We start from the raw sequence: 20,547 nt of genomic DNA on the forward strand, positions 1-20,547 counted from the left end.
AAATAGAAGTATGTATCTCTAACATATCTAAATCCTTATTAGATATCATGGATTTCATTGCGGTTATTAGAGTATAACCAGATCCGATTCTTTTCAAAACTCCTTCAAATTCTGTTTTTTTTGCTTGCCTTCCAATAATCCCAACATCTACCTTATCATTGTCTAATAAATACAAGACTTGACTTGCACTCCCTAAATCTATTAATTCAAATTTATTATTTCTGAACAAATTTATTAAATATTTTTTCATAGTTGGACAATAACCTATTTTCATATTAATCACCTTTGACTATTTTTAGTATTTTTTCACTTTCGGGTTTGTAAGTTTATAATAAACCCTTTTTCCATCTCTCTTTGATTTAACTATCTCTCGATTTTCTTATTTTGCCAACTGAATTGAAACTGTTGATTGGGTTCTTTTTTATCAAATTTCATCGTATCAGTTCTTAAAAAGCGTTCCATGGTATGCATATATAGAAGTTTTTATAAGAGTAGCCAGCCAGAAAATAAATAGAAGCAAGTATAAAGCAAAACCAATATAATCTATTAATTGAATTTTAAATAGTGATGAAATTGTGTGGCTCGCAGCTACATACGCTCCAAGAGGAAAGGTAAAAGCCCACCAAGACATTGCATAGGGAAGCTTCATTCTTTTTATGTAGTGAAGGGTCATTGCAATAGCCATTATAACCCACCATATACCAAATCCCCAGAACAGAAATCCAAACACAAAGAAAGGCTCCTGTATGGTTATGAATGGCGAGTTCTTAATGAGGTTAACCAATGCAACAGTCCCAGCTCCAATGGGTCCAAGGTTTATCCATATAGTTGGAGCAAGAACATTAGATGGGGGATAATGAAGAATAAAACGATACATTACTACAGCCAACAGAGCAAGATAGATAAAGAAGCCCGATCCCCATCCAAAATAGTTGAGGAATATAACAAACTCCTGCACCATCCCTGAGAGGTGTGGAATGATCAGACTTCCCGCAATAGGAATCACTATTAATCCAACCGGTGGTATAAACCATGCGGGGTTTATGTGATCGAGTTTAACATGTTCACCTTTAAACATTATGTATGGCGTTAATATGCCGAAGAATATTGTACATAATGTTCCTATAAACCAGAAGATTTCTCCCATCTCTATGTTTTTGCCGATTACAATGAAATCCGCTGCCAAAACAAGCATGCCTATCGCTATTGTGGCGTAGAAGTTTGAGAGTACAGGATGCTTTAAATCATTTAATGCTTCTTTTCTGAAGAGTATCCACCTAAGAATCCAGGGAATTAGTAAAACAAAAAAGAGGATAATGTTGAAGTAAAATAAGATATAGGCCAGATTTTTCAGAAGAGGAATATACTGGGAGTATAATAAGCTGGTTATAGCAAGTATTCCTGTGCCCATGACGCTTGCAAACCAGGATGGTGTGAAATTCTTAACAATTTGACATTTACATTCTGTATCTCTTAACACAATGCCACCTTCCGATATTTCAAATTTTTTGACAAAACTTTTATAATTTTTTGTATTTTCTGTATCATATTTCAATTATCCTTTATTATTTTCAATATTTTTTTAACTTTCTCATTCGTGAGTTTATAATAAATCTTTCTCCCTTCCCTTCTTGATTCAACAATCCCCAGGTATTCAAGCTTTGCCAACTGCATGGAAACTACTGGTTGCGTTCTTTTTGTAAATGGAACGATTTCGCAAACGCATTTTTCTCCGTCCAATAGTGCTTCAATTATTTCTAATCTTACCTCGTTACATAATGCCTTGAATATTCTCAATTCTTCTCTTATCTTTTCCCCCTGTAATCATATCAACAATTAATTATATAATTATATAATTATATATCAATTTACGGTTATGTCAACCCCACGACATGACTTATAAAGTAAGGGGCTTCCCTTACTTTTTAGTAATTTTTTCTTTATTGAAATGCTTTATCATCCTGTTAAGACATTTTTGCTTTTCTTTCGCATCACCAAGATGCCTTTACCTCATCTGGTATTTTCTCGCTGTCATGTCTTACTACACCCCTGAGACACGCATCGTGACAGATCCTACAATGAATATATTTAGCCATTCTATTACTGCCACACCATTCCATCAATCCTCCTTTTGTTCTCTTAGTTTTATGCAGGCGAATTTTGATTTCCCTCATTTTTCTCGTTTCCACCACATAACAACCGCTCTATTTTTTACCACCCAGGATTCACCTACCCCAGCTATCAAAAAAGTCTTTATCTTATCTGCAACTTGTTCATCATCCTCTATGAATTTTCCCAGGGAACTCGCTATATATCTAATACCCTTCTCTATGTTAAGTTTAAAGGAATATTTAAGGTGGCGAACATCTAAAACTCTTGACCATTCCCTTAAAATTACATAAGCAAAATAATCTGCATCCGATTCAAATTGTCCGGTGTATCTTTCCTTGCAAATCTCCTCAAAAGCCTTCTCCTCAAAGCCATAATAAATTCCATAGTTGTATCTATAAAATTCTACTTCCCTTAAGTTATAATTTAATACTTGAGAGAGGTAGAAAAAATGATAGGAGTAGCGATGTATATAACTATGTAGACTATAATTATTATTTGGTTCCCTTTTCTTATGTAGGCAAAGAGGTAGAGATAGAACTGAGTAAGAATTTATTAAAGGTAATTTTTTTTACCAAGGAAAAGAGATATAGAAGCTACCATCTACCCTTAGAATTTGATAAGGAGGTTACTTATGCAACTGCTTAGATCAAGATTAATGGACCAAGCTTCCGGGCTAAAAATCTAAAAGAAAGGAGGAAATAGACTTTATTTTTTTGTTTTACAACTATGGAATTTTCTCTGGCGTTACCTATGGAATTTATTATGACTTTGAGGCATGGGACTTCGGGTAGCCAAATTCAGGCGATTATGGAATGTAGAGGAACAATTTTTACTCACTGCTACGGCACAAAACATTAAAAAGATGGTGAAATTGCTTCATAGGGGTAAGCCAAGAGCCAAAAAGGTTGCTCAAGGAATGGTTATTCCCAGTGGTTATACCACTTACTGGTTTAAAATGGCGGTTTGGCCTATCAAAATGCTCTTCAGATTGAATTTTTGCCATTATTATGGGTTAGTTTAATAAAAATGAGTTTATCAACGGTCTGTTCATTCTGTCATTACTAAATCAAGTGTCACACTTTTATTTAGTAAGATCGTGTGACAATTTTAAATAGTAACCACAAATGTGTGAATTGTGCTTGACTTTAATATAACAATTTGACAAGTATTTAAAATACTTGCAAGTAAACGATGAAGTCGTTTGTCTTGACAAACGTTTTCAGAGTTTGCAAGTAATTCTGCAAAGCAGAATTACTTGACAAAAAAGGAAAATATATTATATCCTATACCTGTTAGCAGATTGGAGTTGAGAGTGCTAAAATGGAAAAATTGACAGAAAGACAAATTGAAACGCTAAATATTGTGGTTAAGAATTATATTCAATGGGGAGAAGCACGCGGTTCTCGCAGCTTAAAAGTTCAATTTAATGTAGATTTCTCCTCTGCTACCTTGAGAAACATTATGTCTGATTTGGAAAAAAAGGGGTATCTCACCCATCTTCATACTTCAAGCGGCAAAATCCCCACCCATAAAGGATATAGATTTTATGTGGAAAACTTGTTAAGTCTTGATAATGACAAACAGATTGTCTTTCTGAATCCCAAACAGTCACACATCAATGAAATCGCAAGGACACTGGAAAATATGGCTTATGAAATATCCAATATCTCCCGTTGTATTTCCATAACATTCTTCAATCTCACCCCTTTTTTGAAGTTGAAGAAAATCAGCCTTATTAAGTTGAGCGAAAATGAGATACTTAGCATTATTGCATCCAACATCGGCAGCGTGGAGAGTAACATTGTTTGTATAGAGGAATCCTTTTCTCAAGGACGGTTGGAAGAGTTTTCAAAATATCTATCTGAAAACTACTACAATTGGCGTATTGATGATATACGAAAGGATCTTTTAAATAATATCTTAACTCATGAGGACGAATGCAAGAAACTTTTTCTAAAGGTAGTTGAGAATTGCAATAAAGACAGGGTATACATTGCTGGCCAAAAAAACATGCTCTTTTATCAGGAGTTTGTAGAAGACATAAACAGATTGAAAAAACTACTCTCTACATTAGAGAAAAACAAAGATATATTGAAACTTTTAGAAAAGATTACGAAAGATGAAAATCCAGCAATAATTATAGGAGAGGAAAATCCAATGGAAGAATTGCGTTCAACATCAATAGTTGCCGCTCCTTATCTTTTAGATGAAAATATGGTAGGCGTATTTTCAATTGTTGGCCCCTTGCGCATGGATTATGAAAAGATCATTCGCTTGGTTAGTGGAACTTCCAAAAAAATAAGTATGCTTTTAGATAAGGGGATATAATGGTAAAAGATAGCGAGACAAAAGAACACAAAGAAGATAAAGAGGAAGAGCAAAAAAGGGAAGAAAAGGAAGAAAAAAAGGATATAGAGAAAGAATTGCAGGACATGAAAGATAAATACTTAAGATCGTTAGCGGAATTTAATAATTTTAGAAAGCGAGAAGAAAAAGAAAGAATGCGACTATCAGATGTGGTGAAAGTAAGTGTAATAAGGGATTTTTTACCTATTTTGGACGATTTACAAAAGGCATTGGAGAACTCAAAACAACATCAATCAAAGATTACAGAAGGCGTTGAACTCATCGTTAAGAAGTTTAACGATATTTTGAAAAATGGAGGGGTAAAAGAGATAAAAACGCAAGGTGAGGTATTTAATCCTCATTATCATGAAGCACTTCAAGTTCGGCAATCGGACAAATACCCGCCAAATCTTATATTGGAAACATTGGAGAAAGGATATATGTATAAAGATATACTCATAAAACCAGCAAGGGTTATAGTGAGCGCGAAAAAAGAAGATATAGAAGGAAACGAGGGAGGTAAATAGGATGGCTAAAGTTTTAGGAATTGATTTAGGAACAACAAATTCCTGCATGGCAATTATAGAAGGAGGAGAACCGAAAATAATACCCAATGCAGAAGGGCAAAATACTACACCTTCTGTTGTAGCATTTACAGATAAGGGAGAAATGTTAGTAGGACAATCTGCAAAGAGGCAATCGATTACCAATTCAAAGAAAACAATATTTTCTATAAAGAGGTTGATCGGTAGGAGGTTTGAATCAAAACAAGCTCAGGAAGCAAAAAAAATCCTGCCGTATGAGATTGTTCCTGATATAAATGGTGCTTGCCGTGTGAAGATTGACGGCAAGGAATACACACCGCAGGAAATATCTGCATTTATACTTCAGAAAATGAAGAAAGACGGGGAAGAATATTTGGGAGAAAAAATCACAGATGCAGTAATAACTGTGCCTGCATATTTTAACGACAGTCAAAGAAAGGCAACGAAGGATGCGGGGCAAATCGCAGGGCTGAATGTCCTGCGCATAATCAATGAACCTACCGCCTCATCTTTAGCTTTCGGTTTGGACAAGAAAAAAGAAGGCAAAATCGCTGTTTATGACTTAGGCGGGGGAACATTTGATATCAGCATATTGGAAATCGGAGAGGGTGTATTTGAGGTTAAATCTACTAATGGAAATACCTATTTAGGCGGAGATGACTTTGATAAAAGAATATCAGACTATATTGCCGACGAATTTCATAAAGAAAATGCTATAGATTTAAGAAAAGACCCCATGGCTCTGCAAAGGTTAAGAGAAGCTGCAGAAAAAGCAAAGATTGAACTTTCATCAAGTTTGGAAACAGAAATTAATCTTCCATTTATTACCGCTGATGCATCGGGACCTAAACATTTAGCGATGAAGATAACCCGAGCAAAACTGGAAAGTCTGGTAGATGATTTAATCGAAAGTACCTTTGAACCATGTAGATTGGCGATGAAAGATGCAAATTTGAAGGCCGAAGACATCAACTATGTAATATTAGTCGGCGGAATGACCAGAATGCCCAAAGTTAGAGAAAGGGTATCCGAGTTTTTCGGCAAAGAAGCACGCAAAGATGTAAATCCTGATGAAGCCGTAGCATTGGGTGCAGGCATTCAGGGTGGTGTATTGAAAGGAGAGGTAAAGGATATTCTCTTATTGGATGTAACACCTCTTTCTCTGGGAATAGAAACATTGGGCGGCGTAATGACAAACATTATTCCCCGCAACACGACAATTCCCACCAAAAAAAGTCAAATATTTACTACCGCTGATGACAACCAAACTGCTGTGACCATACATGTACTACAGGGGGAAAGACCAATGGCCACAGATAACCGCACATTAGGAAGATTTGAACTGATGGGTATTCCACCTGCCCCCAGAGGCATGCCACAAATTGATGTTACATTTGATATAGATGCTAATGGTATCCTGAATGTTACAGCCAAAGATAAGGCAACAGGCAAAGAGCAAGCAATTAGCATTACAGCTTCATCAGGATTGTCAGAAGAAGATATAGAAAGAATGAAAAAAGAAGCAGAAGCACATACAGAAGAAGACAGGAAAAAGAGAGAATTAATAGAAGTGAGAAATAAAGCAGACAACGCAGTTTACTCTACCGAAAAAGCGTTAAGAGAATTAGGCGATAAAGTTAGTGAAGAAGAAAAAACAAAGATTAAAGAAGCTATAGATAAGACAAAAAAGACAATGGAGGGAGAAGATAAAGAAGCAATAGAGAAAGCGACAAACGAATTGTTTACGGTGTCTCATCATTTAGCAGAAGAGGCTTACAAAAAAGCACAGGCTGCCTCTTCACAAGGAACTGAGGGAGAATCTAAAGAAGAACCCAAAAAGGAAGAAGAAAAAGTGGTAGAAGCAGAGGTAGAGGAGGAAAAGGAGAAATAATAAATGAAAGATTACTATGCCACTTTGGGTGTTTCTGAAAATGCCACAGAAGAAGATTTAAAAAAAGCCTACAGAAGGCTGGCTATGAAGTATCACCCGGATAGAAATCCGGGTGACAAGGATGCAGAAGAAAAATTTAAGGAAATTAGTGAGGCATATGCCATTCTGTCTGATCCTCAAAAAAAGGCACAGTATGACCAATTTGGAACAACAGAAGGATTCGCTTCCGATTTTGATGTAGGAGATATCTTTTCCAGAGTATTTGGAGATTTCTTCGGTCATGGACAGGAAGATATATTTGGAGACTTTTTCGGCCAGGGCAAAAAACAAAAAGAAAGTCGTATAAGAAAGGAAGATGTAAGAGTACAACTTACCATAGATTTTATGGAAGCATGCTTTGGCGTAAAGAAAAAGATAAAGGTTAGAAGATCAAAGATATGTCCTCATTGTGATGGCACAGGAGCCGAAAGTGGTGGACTATCTACCTGCCCTTTGTGTGGAGGAACAGGAGAGGTCAGCTATACCGCAGGCTTTATGTCCATAAGAAGAACCTGCCAGAGATGCGGAGGAATGGGTAAAATTATTACCAAAAAGTGCAAAGAATGCAAAGGCAAAGGATTTATTTATAGTGATGAAGACTTAAGTGTTCGTATTCCTGTAGGAGTAGATAATGGTGATGTCCTGCGGGTAAGAGACAAGGGAAACAATGGCGGAGACCTATATATCTATATAAATGTTAAGCCTCACAAACTATTTAAAAGAGATGGCAAAAATATACATATTAAATTGCCCATTTCTTTTGTTCAGGCAGCTCTGGGCGCAGAGGTAGAAGTTCCTACCATTCACGGCAAGGAAAAACTCAGCATTCCTCCAGGCACACAAAATGATGAAACATTTACACTGAGAGGTAAGGGAATCAACGTTGATGGTGTTGTAGGCAATGAAATAGTAAAAGTATTTATAGAAATTCCAAAAAAAGTTACTAAAGAACAAAAAAGAATACTAACTGAATTTGCCAACGCAGGAGGAGATAATGTATCCGAAAATTTCATCTCCAGAATAAAAAACTTGCTCTCATAAAATGTATAGATTCATTGTGCCTCCTATCGTTGGAGCAGCAATAGGATATGTCACCAACTATTTAGCGGTGAAGATGCTATTCCATCCCAAAAAAGCACATTATATTGGAAATATAAGAATACCGTTCACGCCAGGGTTAATTCCAAAGAAAAGAAAAGAACTTACAGAAAGCATTGCTAGCCTGGTTTCTCAGCAACTTATTAGCGAAAAAGATATAATAAGGAATATCTATACCCAGAAAAATAGAGAAACACTATACAAGTTAGGAGAAGATTTTTTTTACAAACTAAAGGAAAAACCCTTAAATACATTTCTTCATATAGATAAAGACTGGTTGAAAGAAAAGATAAATACCCAACTGATAAAAAAAGAGCTATATTCATTCTTATACGATAGAATTTCTTCAGTAATAGATGATGCCTTTTCCTCCGAAAAACAAATCTGCAATCTCTTACCCCATGACTTTAGAACAAATATACGCGGGTTTTCCGATACATTTACAGATAGTATTTTAGAGAGTCTAAGAAAAACTTTGAAAAAAGAAAATACAAAGCAAGCTGTAAGTAAATATGCAACTGAAGCCATCTATGACTATGCCCAAAGTTCCAATGTTATTGTTAAAACTATAGTAAACATGGCAACGCCGCTCATTGAAGATAGTGATAGGTTTGCCGATGCTATCTTAAAAGGTGCTGATACAATACTAAATAGCGAAGTAATAAGGAAAAATTCAAGAGATGCGGTATTTTCTAAGATTGAAGAATTAATGAAAAAGGAAATTTCGGAGACCTACTCTTTATTGAACTATAAAAGCAAGCAAGAAATGAGGGAAGCTGTAAAAAAACATATATTCTTGATGATAAAAAATGATAAAAATGTAAATCTTTTCCTTGAACAAGACTTACCTCGCAAGCTATACGCTTACTTGAGACTTCTTACACAAAAAGCAAAATTAAAAGATGTATGGGAATTTATGGGCCACGATGCTGCAGATAATCTTTCCCGCAATACGGTAAGAAGCATGCTATACTTCTTGAGGACGCAAACAGGAGAAATTATATTCGACATAAAAAAGATTGTTTTAAAAAAGGTAAACAATCTGGATATAGAAGGAATGGAAGACATCACACTAAAGGTAAGCAGAGACCAATTTAAGTATATTGAAATATTCGGTGGAATACTGGGCGGACTTATAGGTTTAACTCAAGTTATTTTGACTCAGTTCATCCTTTAGGCAATAATGAATAACGGGTCTTGTAAACAATGTCTCTGACTCTTCTATAAAGGAATTTGAAGGGTTGCAGGTATAGGACGTTTCAATAATAAGTGTCTCTTTATCTGTCTTTACATGAAATTCTATAGGAACTGAACCTTTATAATTGGTCACAATCTGTTTAAATTTATGAATGTGTGTTTTTTCTACTTTATCAACGGTATTAAGATTTACAACAATCCTTTTGATAAACTCGTTTATATTGTTCAAAGACCATAATCTATGAGCGATTATACCTGTATCATTTCCTGTTTTATCTATCTCGCCCTGCAGAATATACGGTTCACCGGATTCTACAATTGCATGATATTTTGCATACTGTGAAGAAAAAAGAGTAACCTTCGTCATCCCTTTCAAGTCTTGCATCTTTAACCATGCCATGTTTTCTTTGTTTGCCAACCTTTTTTTTCTTATCTCTTGTGTTACCCCTGCCATCATCAAAATCTCCCCGGCAGGAAGGTCTTTTATCTTTTCTGTATCTGCTGTTATAATAGAGTTTATCAACGCTTTATAACCCTCTAAAGGATTTTCCGTAATATAAACACCCAGCAACTCCTTTTCGTATCGCAGCATTTCAGGCTTGCTCAAGCTTACATCTTGTATCGGTTTTACAGCAGGCTCTGGGGTCCCGAACAATGTTTTTGACATCATATGTCCTTCCTGTACCACTTGCGAATATGCATCATTTATATTAGAAAGAAGTTCTTTCCTGTTCGTGCCCAGAGAATCAAAACACCCGACTTTTATTAAGCTTTCCACAACCTTTTTGTTTACCTTGCCCAAATTTACCCTTCTCAGAAAATCAGAAAAAGAAGCGAAGTTGCTTTTTTTTCTTTCCTTTAATATTTCTGCTGCTGCCGCACTGCCAACATTCTTTATTGCTCCCAATCCAAAACGGATAGATGTTTTGCTGTTTGATCTTACTACTCTGAAATTTATATTACTTTCATTTATATCAGGAGGCAAAACATCTATGGACATATCTCTACATTCTTCAATATATTTCGCTCTTGAATCATTATCCTTTTCCGCAGTCATCAAAGCCGCCATCAATTCCGCGGGGAAATGTGTCTTTAAATACGCCGTCTGATAGGCAATATATGCATAGGCAGCACTGTGTGACTTATTAAAACCATAACCGGCAAAATATTCAATAAGCCCAAATATCTCTTCCGCTTTTTTTTTCTTAAATCCTTTTTCTACCGATCTTGTTACAAATGCTTCTCTTTGCTGTTTCATTATGTTTTTTTCTTTCTTCCCCATTGCCCTGCGCAGTATGTCCGCTTCTCCAAGACTGTAACCGGCAAGTTTTTCTGCAATCTGCATTACCTGTTCTTGATAGAGAATCACACCGTATGTCTTTTCCAATATATCTTTCAACTCAGGCACCGGATACTCTATCTTTTTTAAACCGTGTTTTCTCTCAATGAAATCCTTTACCATCCCGCTACCAAGAGGTCCCGGTCTATACAAGGCAACCAAGGCAATAATGTCTTCAAATTGAGTTGGCTTTAGCTCTTTTATCAGGCTATGCATACCCTCCGATTCTAATTGAAATATGCCCTTAGTCTTCCCTTCCCGCAGAAGTTTATAGGTTTTTTCATCGTCTAATGGAATATTGTTTATATCAATACCTGCTATACGAGCGGTAATATCTATAATAGTCAAATTTTTTAATCCTAAAAAATCGAATTTGATCAGTCCTACATCTTCTAAATATTGTTTTGAATATTGTGTTACTATTACTTCTTCGCCCACAGGTTTATAAAGGGGGCTTTTTTCGTAGATGGGGTTGATAGAGATAACCACACCGGCGGCATGAGTGGAGGCGTGTCTTTTAACACCCTCCAGAACATTGGAAAACTCAAATAACTTTCTTATACGTTCGTCTTGTTCTGTTAAGTTCCTAAGTTCCGGTACCGTGGATATCGCTTTTTCTATAGTTATGCCTAAGTCATTGGGAACAAGTTTTGCCAATCTATCGGCTTCTTTATAGGGAAAACTCAGCGTCCGTGCTACATCTCTTACCACCGCTTTTGCTGCCATTGTGCCAAAGGTTATTACCTGAGCCACATTGAGCCTTCCGTATTTATTGATTACATAATCTATTACTTCCTGTCTTCTATCCACACAAAAATCCACATCTATATCGGGCATGCTTATTCTCTCAGGATTTAAGAAGCGTTCAAAGAGCAAACCATACTTCAAAGGATTAATATTCGTTATGCCCAACAAATAACAAACCAACGAACCTGCAGCCGAGCCTCTGCCCGGACCTACAGGTATATCATTTTTTTTTGCGTAGCTTATAAAATCCCATACGATAAGTAGATACCCGCAAAAATTCATCTTCTTTATTATGGAAAACTCATAATTTAATCTCTCTATATAGAGTGAATGGAATTCTTTATCTATCTTTTGCAACTGTCTTTCTAATCCTTCCTGGGCACGAGTATATAAAAACTTACAGTCTTCTTCGGAGTCTTTGGAAAATGTAGGTGTCTCTATTTTTCCTAACTCTATTTCAAGATTGCACCTTTGAGCCACTACAGATGTATTTTCCACCGCTTCCTTTAAGTCGCTAAATTTGTCGTACATCTCTTCCTGTGTTTTAAAATAAAACTCATCGGAAGCCATTTTCATTCTGTCTTTATCACTAACCTTTTTGGCAGTCTGAATACACAATAGAACATCATGAGCAGCCGCATGTTCTCTGTTTAGATAATGACAATCATTGGTGGCAACAAGCGGTGTATTTGTCTCTAAGGATAGTTTGATGATATCCTTTTCTATCTGTTCCTGTTCTTCTAAACCATGCCGCATTATCTCCAGAAAGAAATTATCTTTGCCGAGAATAGATTTGTATTCTTCTACTGCATGTTTTGCCATATCAAAATTATGGTTCAACAAATGCCTTTGAATCTCTCCTTTCAAACAAGCAGATCCAGCAATGATTCCATTACTATATTTTCTCAAAAGCTTCTTATCTATACGCGGCTTATAATAAAAACCTTCAAGATAGCTGATAGAAGAAAGTTTCATTAAATTCTTATATCCTTCACTGTTTTCCGCCCATAAAGTAAGATGATAGTTGCTCTTGTCTGTTTTGTTGTGCAAATCAGAGGCAACATATGCTTCAATGCCAATTATGGGTTTTATACTAGAGGCTTTAGCAGTTTTGTAGAACTCTATAGCTCCAAACATATTTCCATGGTCAGTAATGGCTACCGCTTCCATCTTGTCTTTCCGCGCCTTTTCAAACATCTGCTTAATTTTCGTTGCCCCGTCAAGGAGGCTATATTCTGTATGGTTATGCAGGTGCACGAACATTTCGCCATTCCTTAATAACTTTAAACAGTTCATTAACATTGTTTATAGGAGCAGTATCGGCTTCTTTGGTAGAAGGAGAAAAAATATTTTTAAATCCCAATCTTTGTGCCTCCTCTATTCTCTTCTTTAAAAATTGAATCTTTCTTATCCCTCCTCCTAAATCTAATTCACCTAAGAAAACAGAATTATCATTCAACGAAACCTGCTCCATGCTGGATATAATTGCGGCAGCCAGCGCCACATCACCAGCTGTATCCGTGATCTTCAATCCACCCGCAACATTTACAAATACATCAAACATATATACAGGCAGTTTCATACGCTTCTCCAAAACAGCTAAAATAATATACAACCTATTTATATCAAAACCAGCACATGTCCTGCGCGGCATCCCGAATGGTGTTTTTTTAGTCAAAACCTGTATTTCTGCCACTAAAGCTTGATTTCCTGCCATAACGATAGTAAGTGCCCTTCCGTCTACGGGATGAGACGGATGGTAAAAAAGCAAAGCAGGATCATCCACAATTTTTAAGCCATTATTTGTCATCTCTAAGATAACCACCTTAGATGCTTTACCAAACCTGTTTTTTTCCCCTCTCAAGATGCAAAGGTCGCCCTTTCTTTCTTCTTCCATGTAAAATACGGCATCCACCATATGCTCAATAACCTTTGGTCCAGCGATAGTTCCTTCTTTCGTCACATGACCGGTAATAATAGTGGAAATATTCTTTTTTTTTGCCAATTCAACAAATCTAAACGCTGACGCTTTTACCTGATTAATGCTGCCCACCAGTCCCTCGCTGTCCTGAGATTTAACTGCCTGAATAGAATCTACAATAACTATCTGAGGGTTCTCTTGGGATAATTTATCAATAATACTATCTATATCATTCCCAGGTATTACCTTAATCTTTTGAGGGTGGATTTTTAGCCTTTTTGCTCTTAAAGAAAGTTGTCCGATTGATTCCTCTGCACTTACATATATAATATTATATTTCTCGGAGAGTTCTGATGCCATTTGAAGAAGTAGTGTAGATTTTCCTACCCCTGGCGGACCACCCAAAAGAACAACAGCCCCTTGCGCTAAACCACCACCGAGAAGATCATCTATTGCCTTTTCGCCGGTTTGATAGAACAGGGGCGGCTTAACATCTAACAAAAGACTGCTAACCACTGCTTCTTCTGATTTTAGCTTCCCTCGCTGTTCCTTATATTCTTTACAGGTGCCCCATTCCTTGCAAGCAGGACATCTGCCAAACCACTTCCCCGACGTATAGCCACAATTCGTGCATACATAAGCTTTTTTTTCTTTCACCAAACACAATATAACAAATTTTTTCGTTTTAAAAAAGTGAAACATAAATATAATGGTTGCTATGAATGAAATTGAAATTTTAAAAATAGTAGAAGAAGATATTTTGAGAATATTGACTGAAGAAGGAAAAGCTACGCTTGATGCCTTAAAAGGATGGATTAAAGTCTCCTGTTCTTTCGTATCTAAAGCAATTCAAAAATTAGAAGATGAGAATCTAATACGAAAAGAGTTTTCTTTTTATGAATTAACAGAAACGGGAAAAGAAAAAGGCGAAAGCATTTTGAAGAAACATCTTATTCTGGAGAACTATTTTAAGAAAATCAGGAGTGGAAAAGAGGCTCATAAAGAAGTTGATCTCCTCGAACACTACATTTCTGGAGAGGTTCTTAATAATATTAAAGAACTATCTACATTTAAAAAAGAAAGTGTTTCTTTAATTAAACTTGAATTGCATGAAGATAGATTGATTACCGATATTTTGATTCCAGACAATGAATTGTTCGAAAGGATAATTAGTATGGGAATCGTTCCAGGAGAAAGAATAAAAATGCTAAATAAGATTCCAGGCGGGATGATTGTTAAAATAGAAAACAAAAAATTCGCAATAGATAAACAAATAGCGGAAAAGGTCATGGTATTGGATTATGAAAAAGCTTAAAATACTTCTAATCGGACAACCAAATGTGGGAAAATCTTCATTGCTCAACGCCATCGTTGGTCCAAGGGTTACTGTTTCCAATTATCCAGGAACTACGGTTGAGACAGCCCGAGCAGAAAAGACCTTTCATCAAAAAAAGATAATTTTTGAAGATACCCCTGGAATATATTCTATTTCTGATAGATCGGAAGAGGAAAAGGTTACAGAAAAAGCGCTGTTTGAAGAGAGAGCAGATGCGGCAATAGTAGTTGCCGACAGTGTCTCTTTGGAGAGAAGTTTGTATATGGCTCTACAAATATTAGAAGCAGAAATACCCATTATAATGGTTTTAAATTTTACGGAAGATGCTGCAAAGAAGGGAATAGAAATCTATCATGGAAAATTAGGCCAACTTCTTCATATTCCCGTTATTCCTATAAATCCTTTAACAAAGAAGGGTATAAACAGACTCATAGATATAGTTTTAAAAATTAAAGAAATAACAGGTAAAACTTTCACCGTAAGATACGACGATGACATAGAAAGAGCCATAGATACAATATCATCTTACATAACAGGAACTGTTTTGCCGAAAAGGTTTGTAGCGTTAAGGATATTAGAAGGTGATACAGATTTTTATAAATACTTGAAAGACAAGAGAATAATTGAGAAAATTAAAAATTTGGAATTAAAAGAACATCCAGATGTTGCAGAAGATATAGCTATCACCAGATATGGCACGGCCTCATTTTTAGCGGAAAAAGTTACTCGAATAATCCCTTCGGAGAAAACTAAAAACTTGGAAAAGAAGGCTGATAATATCTTATTGCATAAAATCTGGGGACCTGTTGTCACTACTATATTTCTTCTTTTCACATTTGGAATTTTATTAGGTTTTGGCAATTTGATACAAGGAATTCTCATGGGCTTGACCGAGAGCCTTTTATCCTTCCTTGGCGCAACGGAACATTCCATCCCGCCTGCCATCGCTTACAGCTCAGGCTATTGGCGGGCAGGTATTGCTATGATATTAACTCAAGGTTTAATCGGACTTGCAGCAGGTGTTTCTATTGCCCTACCTTATGTGTTCTTGTTTTACTTGCTCTTAGGACTACTGGAAGATATAGGTCTTCTTTCCAGGTTTATTGTTAATGCAGGAAGATTTCTGAAAAGCTTAGGATTGCCCCAAAAAGCCTTTATTCCTCTGGCATTAGGACTGGGCTGCACTGCGCCTGCAGCCACAGCTACCAGAGTTTTATCATCCAAACAAGAACAATTTCATACTGCCATGTTTCTTGCTTTCATTCCTTGTTCCTCCAGAACTGCCATAATAATGGGGATAGTTGGATTTTATGGAGGTATAATACTCGCTTTTTCTGTTTTTGCTACTTTACTTGTTGCTGGTTTAATTTGGGCTTTTGGAATAAAAAAAATTATTCATATAAAGAGTGGACTGTTGCTTTTAGAACTGCCTCCCTATAGAAAGCCCTTGATTAAAAATGTTCTTGCTAAAAGCTGGATTAGAATGAAGGATTTTGTATATATAGTTATACCACTGCTTGCACTTGGGGGAATAGCTTATGGTATTTTAAATATATTAGGCTTGATTTCTGTCATAGTAGAGCCTTTTTCACCAATCACTGCTTGGTTAGGATTACCTGCCTTAACTATTATTCCGTTATTTTTTGGATTTTTGCAAAAAGACTTAACAGGAGCAATGCTGGTATCAGCTTTTGGAACTGCAAATATATCTTTAGTTCTAACTTCTCTTCAAATATATACATTCGGTGTAGCAACAACAATAGGCATTCCATGCGTAATTGCTTCAGGAATACTTATTAAAGAATTTGGGTTTAAAAAGGCAATAGGTTTAACACTAACTTCAATAATTTACGGTTTTTTGATTGCTGGTATAGTTTGGAGAATAATCTCTATTCTTTAAAGTAATTATTGACCAAAATATTTTATTTCGTATAATTCAAGTGCATGATGTTATGCGAAGGCAAGATAGACAAATCATACAAAATTATTGATATAGAGGGCGGCCATAGCGCCAAGGATAGACTAATGCATCTGGGTATTACACCGAACAGCATTATAAAGATCAAAAGGTCTGCTCCGCTCCATGGACCTTTTATGCTCAGCGTAAATGGTGTTGATTTACTTATTGGTAGAGGCATCGCAAAAAAGATAGTAGTTGAGGAAGTTTAGGAGACTATTTGAGAATAGCCCTTGTTGGCCAGCCCAATTCTGGCAAAAGCACTCTCTTTAACCAGGTTGCAGGTTATAGGAGTTTTCCTGCCAATTTTCCCGGAGCAACTGTTGAATACACCATAGGCAAAACATACATAGAAAACGAACTGGCAGAAATCATAGATTTGCCCGGCACTTACTCCATTAGCTGGTATGACGATGCTGAAAAAGAAGCGATTAAAGCACTATTTTCAATGAACATTGATGTAATTGTCAATATTGTTGATGCTTCAACACTTATAAGAAGTCTTGAATTAACCTGGGAACTTATCTCTATCAATAAACCTATGGTTATAGCGCTCAATATGATGGATGAAGCTAAAAGAAAAGGTATTCATATAAATGTGGATAAACTATCTGAGGTTTTAGGCATAAAGGTTGTGCCTCTCGTTGCCAGCAAGGGTAAAGGCGTAAAAGAATTAATGATAGAAGCTAAAAGATCGCAACCACCGGTAAAAACAAATATATATCCCCAAGAAATAGAGGCAGAAATCCACAAAGTTGAGGAATGCATAAGAAAACATGTTAAAAATGCAGATATGCCTGCCAGAACAGTTGCAATTAAAGCACTGGAAGGTTTTAAGCCTTGCCTTAACATAATTTCAAATACTGCTTGTAACGATACTCTAAAAAATGCAAGACAGAAACTGAAAAATGGTGCGGAGATAGAAAGAGAACGACATGCCAGATGCATGAATATATTCGAACAATGTGCAAAAGTCTCAAGAATAGAGAAAAAAGCCACAGAAGATATATTGGACTCTGTTTTAATGCACCCCATTTTTGGGTACCTATCTGTAATTTTGATATTTTTAGCTACATTTTACATTGTATTCAAGGGTGGTTCTTCGTTTGAAGGTTTAATAGTCTCAGCGTTTGATAATGTAGACTCTTATATTGAGAGCTCAATCCCATTTCTCTTACTGTCCAAAATAGTTGGAGCTGTAATTGGAGGAATAGGTGCAGCAATAGGCATAGCCTTGCCATACCTTATACCTTTTCTCATTATAATATCAATTTTGGAAGATACAGGCTACCTGCCAAGAATTGCCTATCTAATGGATTCAATAATGCATATATTGGGCGTTCATGGCACCAGTGTTATACCATTTGTATTGGGATACGGTTGTAGTGTTCCTGCAGTTATGGCAACAAGAACCTTAAAGAGCAAGAAAGAAAAGGTAATCTCTGCATTTTTGGCAACACTTATTCCGTGCTCAGCAAGAACAATTGTAATAATGGGTCTTGTAGGATATTTTATAGGACCTATCTATGCAATACTCCTCTATGGACTCAACCTTGTTGTTGTGGCTGTATTAGGTGCGAGTTTAAAAAAATTCTTGCCAGGAATCAGTCCCGAAATAATGTTTGATATACCTCCATATAGAATGCCAACTGTAAAAACCGTTCTTATAAAAACATGGTATAGACTCAAAGATTTCATTTATCTTGCAGTCCCTTTGCTTATAGCAGGAAGTATTATCTTAGCCCTCATCTCATATTATAAATTAGACCCATATATAAATAGCGTATTTGCTCCAGTTATAACGGGATTACTGGGGCTACCTGCATCTTTAGGCATTGTTTTAATTTTTGGTGTTATGAAAAAAGAGCTGACACTCATAATGCTTTACCAGGCCCTTTCGCTTCCCAATTTTTCAATGGTAAAGGATGTTATGAGTCCAGAACAAATGATGGTATTTACGGTATTCGTTATATTTTATGTGCCCTGTCTCGCCACCATTTCAGCTTTATGGAAAGAAGTGGGAATTAGAAATACCGCATCTATTACAGCTGGAACACTTGTTCTTGCCATTGTCTTATCATTTTTGGCAAGAGTAGCCTTTCAAATTTTATAAGATAATAAATAACCCCGTTGTTTGCCATGGGGTATTACCAGATGTCATTCCGCACTTGATACGGAATCTGGATTCCCGCATTCGCGGGAATGACAGAAGGAAAAGAAATCCTCATACTATATATAGAAGTATGGAAGCAAAAAAATTTGCAAAGCACTATAGCCTTTTATCCGCTGTTATGTGACCCGAAGGTAGGGTTGCGAAGCAGATGGAGTTCCAAACCCCGCCTTTATTCATTAAAGTTCTCCAACAGATGCTCTGTAATCAATCAACTTTCCAATGCCCCAACAATCTCCCTTACTTCTCCCATGGCTTCACCTTTAACAAGAGACCCTTCTAAGCCTGCTTTTATTACTTCACGATCACAGTGAACCACACCAATAACTTTAGCTTTCAGTTCTCCTAATTTCTGCATCATCTTGGACTCTATTTCTTCTGACTCAATTTTATTTAAGATGAACCAGAAGTTTTTCATCTCCATTTCTCTGCAAAAACCGTTTACCCTATTTGCAATCGAGATGGATTCAAAAGTGGGATCGAGGATGGTTAGTATAATGTCCATATTGTCTGCTATCCTTCTGCCAAAATGTTCTATTCCAGCTTTAACATCAATAAGATTAACCCATTCTCCTTTTACCATAAAGTCTCTGACTACCTTTTCTATCGGCCCGTCGCAACCCTGACCATACTTTTCAATCTTCCCTGCCTGAAATAAGATTACACCTTCTCTCTGGACAAAGTATTCAGGCGAAATCTCATCGTAAATATCTATCTTCTTTTCCGGAAGAGGAGTAGGATCGCTCAACCTTGTAAGGGGCGATGGATCATCTACGGGGCAGGTTACCGTTTCAATTCCACCGAAAAAATCTATGAGAGGTCGGGGTGCATCTTCTTTCCCCAATCCAAACATTAATCTAAGGAGTCCTTCAGGATTTGAAGCATCACCATCCAAAGCCAGGACTTTATATCCTTTATCTTGTAAAACATTCGCCATTAAGGTGAGGACAGAGCTTTTTCCAGCTCCTCCTTTTCCACAAATCAATATCCTCATCTTAGATAATGGCTTTTCTTCTAAATTCTGATCAGTCATTTTTCACCTTTCCTTGTTTGATACCTACTTTTCTCATATTTTCTAAAGGCAGGCTTTGGAATTTCATATAACGGTACCAAACATATATGATATTGCGACCAAAGGGAGCAATGTCCCCATAGGACACTGTGTTAGGCGAAGTAACCTCTCAAATTTTTAGATGTTTATCCCTTTCAGTACAATATCTCCTTCGTTGACACCAATATCATCAGCGATAACCCAGCACTTTGCCTTTAGCAGGAAAAATATAAGATGTTTTTCATCAGAAAGCCCTTCATAATTCCCCTGACCCTTACCTATTACAAACTTTGAATTCCTATATATTTCCTTGAATTCCTCATTGCAGGTTTCAAGAACAGTTCCGGGCGCGCTTGTCCCTGATGATAATATGGTTGCAACTTTATCAATTCCCGCCTGCACGGCATCTTCATATGTTACATCATTTATAACGGGCATCTCTCTAACCACATATATTACTGGTTTTTTCATCACCTCTATTAAAATTCTATCAAAAACAGATTCCCCGGCATTGTCACCAATATACAGAATCTCATCGCTTTTATCTAAATAATCCTTAAATTTATCGTAATCGAATATTGCAAAATCCTTTTTGAGTACAGTATCTATTTCCTCTTCGATATTGAAGTTTCTATTCACGCCGAAGTCTATCACATTACCCGCAATTGCAATTCTTATCGCTGTAAGGAGCTTGTCATTCGACTTTTCAACTTCATCCTTCAAAGAGGGGTATAATGCCAGGCCTTTCTCGGTGCTCTCCTTTTTTATTTCCTTATATGGGTCAAATTCTCCTGTGAT

At 36.5% G+C, this 20,547-nt stretch carries 19 protein-coding genes; 11 read left to right on the top strand and 8 right to left on the bottom strand.

Annotated features, from left to right (window positions below):
- The 4 genes from J7J10_01355 to J7J10_01370 form a co-directional block, all read right to left on the bottom strand.
- Window positions 1-274, bottom strand: a 274-nt coding sequence (locus J7J10_01355; protein ID MCD6129589.1) for a hypothetical protein, incomplete at its 3' end; no start/stop codon positions are given.
- A 165-nt stretch (window positions 275-439) separates the two neighbouring features.
- Window positions 440-1,411, bottom strand: coding sequence for a C4-dicarboxylate ABC transporter (locus tag J7J10_01360; protein MCD6129590.1), 972 nt, complete (start codon window positions 1,409-1,411; stop codon window positions 440-442).
- Window positions 1,412-1,551: 140 nt separating this feature from the next.
- Window positions 1,552-1,797 carry a winged helix-turn-helix transcriptional regulator gene (locus tag J7J10_01365; GenBank protein MCD6129591.1) on the bottom strand — a complete coding sequence of 82 codons (246 nt, stop codon included), beginning with the start codon at window positions 1,795-1,797 and terminating at the stop codon, window positions 1,552-1,554.
- Between the two features lie 194 nt (window positions 1,798-1,991).
- Window positions 1,992-2,174, bottom strand: coding sequence for a hypothetical protein (locus J7J10_01370; protein MCD6129592.1), 183 nt, complete (start codon window positions 2,172-2,174; stop codon window positions 1,992-1,994).
- A 433-nt stretch (window positions 2,175-2,607) separates the two neighbouring features.
- Here J7J10_01370 and J7J10_01375 point away from each other — a divergent pair, with 433 nt between their 5' ends.
- The 7 genes from J7J10_01375 to J7J10_01405 all read left to right on the top strand — a co-directional run bounded on the left by J7J10_01375 (window position 2,608) and on the right by J7J10_01405 (window position 9,208).
- On the top strand, window positions 2,608-2,757 hold the full coding sequence (locus J7J10_01375; protein MCD6129593.1) for a hypothetical protein: 150 nt from the start codon (window positions 2,608-2,610) through the stop codon (window positions 2,755-2,757).
- Between the two features lie 130 nt (window positions 2,758-2,887).
- Window positions 2,888-3,133, top strand: coding sequence for a hypothetical protein (locus J7J10_01380; protein ID MCD6129594.1), 246 nt, complete (start codon window positions 2,888-2,890; stop codon window positions 3,131-3,133).
- A gap of 299 nt (window positions 3,134-3,432) precedes the next feature.
- Window positions 3,433-4,440 carry a heat-inducible transcription repressor HrcA gene (hrcA, locus tag J7J10_01385; GenBank protein MCD6129595.1) on the top strand — a complete coding sequence of 336 codons (1,008 nt, stop codon included), beginning with the start codon at window positions 3,433-3,435 and terminating at the stop codon, window positions 4,438-4,440.
- Window positions 4,440-4,985, top strand: a complete 546-nt coding sequence (locus J7J10_01390) for a nucleotide exchange factor GrpE (protein MCD6129596.1) — start codon at window positions 4,440-4,442, stop codon at window positions 4,983-4,985. The genes hrcA and J7J10_01390 overlap by 1 nt, the downstream gene beginning before the upstream one ends.
- Before the next feature lies 1 nt (window position 4,986).
- Complete coding sequence (dnaK, locus tag J7J10_01395; protein ID MCD6129597.1) at window positions 4,987-6,894, top strand: molecular chaperone DnaK; 1,908 nt, start codon at window positions 4,987-4,989, stop codon at window positions 6,892-6,894.
- Between the two features lie 3 nt (window positions 6,895-6,897).
- On the top strand, window positions 6,898-7,974 hold the full coding sequence (gene dnaJ, locus J7J10_01400; protein MCD6129598.1) for a molecular chaperone DnaJ: 1,077 nt from the start codon (window positions 6,898-6,900) through the stop codon (window positions 7,972-7,974).
- Window position 7,975: 1 nt separating this feature from the next.
- A complete protein-coding gene (locus J7J10_01405; GenBank protein ID MCD6129599.1) occupies window positions 7,976-9,208 on the top strand; it encodes a DUF445 family protein in 1,233 nt (410 codons plus the stop codon).
- Here the strand turns inward: J7J10_01405 and dnaE are convergent.
- Both dnaE and radA read right to left on the bottom strand, forming a co-directional pair.
- A complete protein-coding gene (gene dnaE / locus J7J10_01410) occupies window positions 9,173-12,577 on the bottom strand; it encodes a DNA polymerase III subunit alpha (protein ID MCD6129600.1) in 3,405 nt (1,134 codons plus the stop codon). The two genes, J7J10_01405 and dnaE, sit on opposite strands and share 36 nt — an antisense overlap.
- A complete protein-coding gene (gene radA, locus J7J10_01415; GenBank protein ID MCD6129601.1) occupies window positions 12,558-13,937 on the bottom strand; it encodes a DNA repair protein RadA in 1,380 nt (459 codons plus the stop codon). Before radA ends, dnaE begins: the two co-directional genes overlap by 20 nt.
- Before the next feature lie 16 nt (window positions 13,938-13,953).
- Here radA and J7J10_01420 point away from each other — a divergent pair, with 16 nt between their 5' ends.
- From J7J10_01420 to feoB (J7J10_01435), 4 genes are read left to right on the top strand one after another with little or no spacing between them, the layout of a single operon-like run.
- On the top strand, window positions 13,954-14,550 hold the full coding sequence (locus tag J7J10_01420) for a FeoA domain-containing protein (protein ID MCD6129602.1): 597 nt from the start codon (window positions 13,954-13,956) through the stop codon (window positions 14,548-14,550).
- Entirely contained in the window at window positions 14,537-16,471 is a 1,935-nt protein-coding gene (gene feoB, locus J7J10_01425; GenBank protein MCD6129603.1) for a ferrous iron transport protein B, read from the top strand. Before J7J10_01420 ends, feoB (J7J10_01425) begins: the two co-directional genes overlap by 14 nt.
- Window positions 16,472-16,515: 44 nt before the next feature.
- Complete coding sequence (locus J7J10_01430; protein ID MCD6129604.1) at window positions 16,516-16,740, top strand: ferrous iron transport protein A; 225 nt, start codon at window positions 16,516-16,518, stop codon at window positions 16,738-16,740.
- An 8-nt stretch (window positions 16,741-16,748) separates the two neighbouring features.
- Window positions 16,749-18,641, top strand: a complete 1,893-nt coding sequence (feoB, locus tag J7J10_01435) for a ferrous iron transport protein B (protein ID MCD6129605.1) — start codon at window positions 16,749-16,751, stop codon at window positions 18,639-18,641.
- Window positions 18,642-18,909: 268 nt separating this feature from the next.
- On the opposite strand, the gene J7J10_01440 is transcribed toward feoB (J7J10_01435), so the two are convergent.
- Window positions 18,910-19,731, bottom strand: coding sequence for a hypothetical protein (locus J7J10_01440; protein MCD6129606.1), 822 nt, complete (start codon window positions 19,729-19,731; stop codon window positions 18,910-18,912).
- A 156-nt stretch (window positions 19,732-19,887) separates the two neighbouring features.
- A partial coding sequence (locus J7J10_01445; GenBank protein MCD6129607.1) for a DUF89 family protein occupies window positions 19,888-20,547 on the bottom strand: 660 nt, incomplete at its 5' end.

The sequence above is a fragment of the Deltaproteobacteria bacterium genome (assembly GCA_021159305.1).
In the GTDB taxonomy this organism is placed as follows: domain Bacteria; phylum Campylobacterota_A; class Desulfurellia; order JAGGSF01; family JAGGSF01; genus JAGGSF01.

Coding starts and splice junctions, on each gene's coding strand:
- J7J10_01360 (MCD6129590.1), bottom strand. CDS start 1,411: ATGGGCACAGGAATACTTGCTATAACCAGCTTATTATACTCCCAGTAT.
- J7J10_01370 (MCD6129592.1), bottom strand. CDS start 2,174: ATGAGGGAAATCAAAATTCGCCTGCATAAAACTAAGAGAACAAAAGGA.
- J7J10_01380 (MCD6129594.1), top strand. CDS start 2,888: ATGGGACTTCGGGTAGCCAAATTCAGGCGATTATGGAATGTAGAGGAA.
- hrcA (MCD6129595.1), top strand. CDS start 3,433: ATGGAAAAATTGACAGAAAGACAAATTGAAACGCTAAATATTGTGGTT.
- J7J10_01390 (MCD6129596.1), top strand. CDS start 4,440: ATGGTAAAAGATAGCGAGACAAAAGAACACAAAGAAGATAAAGAGGAA.
- dnaK (MCD6129597.1), top strand. CDS start 4,987: ATGGCTAAAGTTTTAGGAATTGATTTAGGAACAACAAATTCCTGCATG.
- dnaJ (MCD6129598.1), top strand. CDS start 6,898: ATGAAAGATTACTATGCCACTTTGGGTGTTTCTGAAAATGCCACAGAA.
- J7J10_01405 (MCD6129599.1), top strand. CDS start 7,976: ATGTATAGATTCATTGTGCCTCCTATCGTTGGAGCAGCAATAGGATAT.
- dnaE (MCD6129600.1), bottom strand. CDS start 12,577: ATGTTCGTGCACCTGCATAACCATACAGAATATAGCCTCCTTGACGGG.
- radA (MCD6129601.1), bottom strand. CDS start 13,937: ATGTTTCACTTTTTTAAAACGAAAAAATTTGTTATATTGTGTTTGGTG.
- J7J10_01420 (MCD6129602.1), top strand. CDS start 13,954: ATGAATGAAATTGAAATTTTAAAAATAGTAGAAGAAGATATTTTGAGA.
- feoB (MCD6129603.1), top strand. CDS start 14,537: ATGAAAAAGCTTAAAATACTTCTAATCGGACAACCAAATGTGGGAAAA.
- J7J10_01430 (MCD6129604.1), top strand. CDS start 16,516: ATGATGTTATGCGAAGGCAAGATAGACAAATCATACAAAATTATTGAT.
- J7J10_01440 (MCD6129606.1), bottom strand. CDS start 19,731: ATGACTGATCAGAATTTAGAAGAAAAGCCATTATCTAAGATGAGGATA.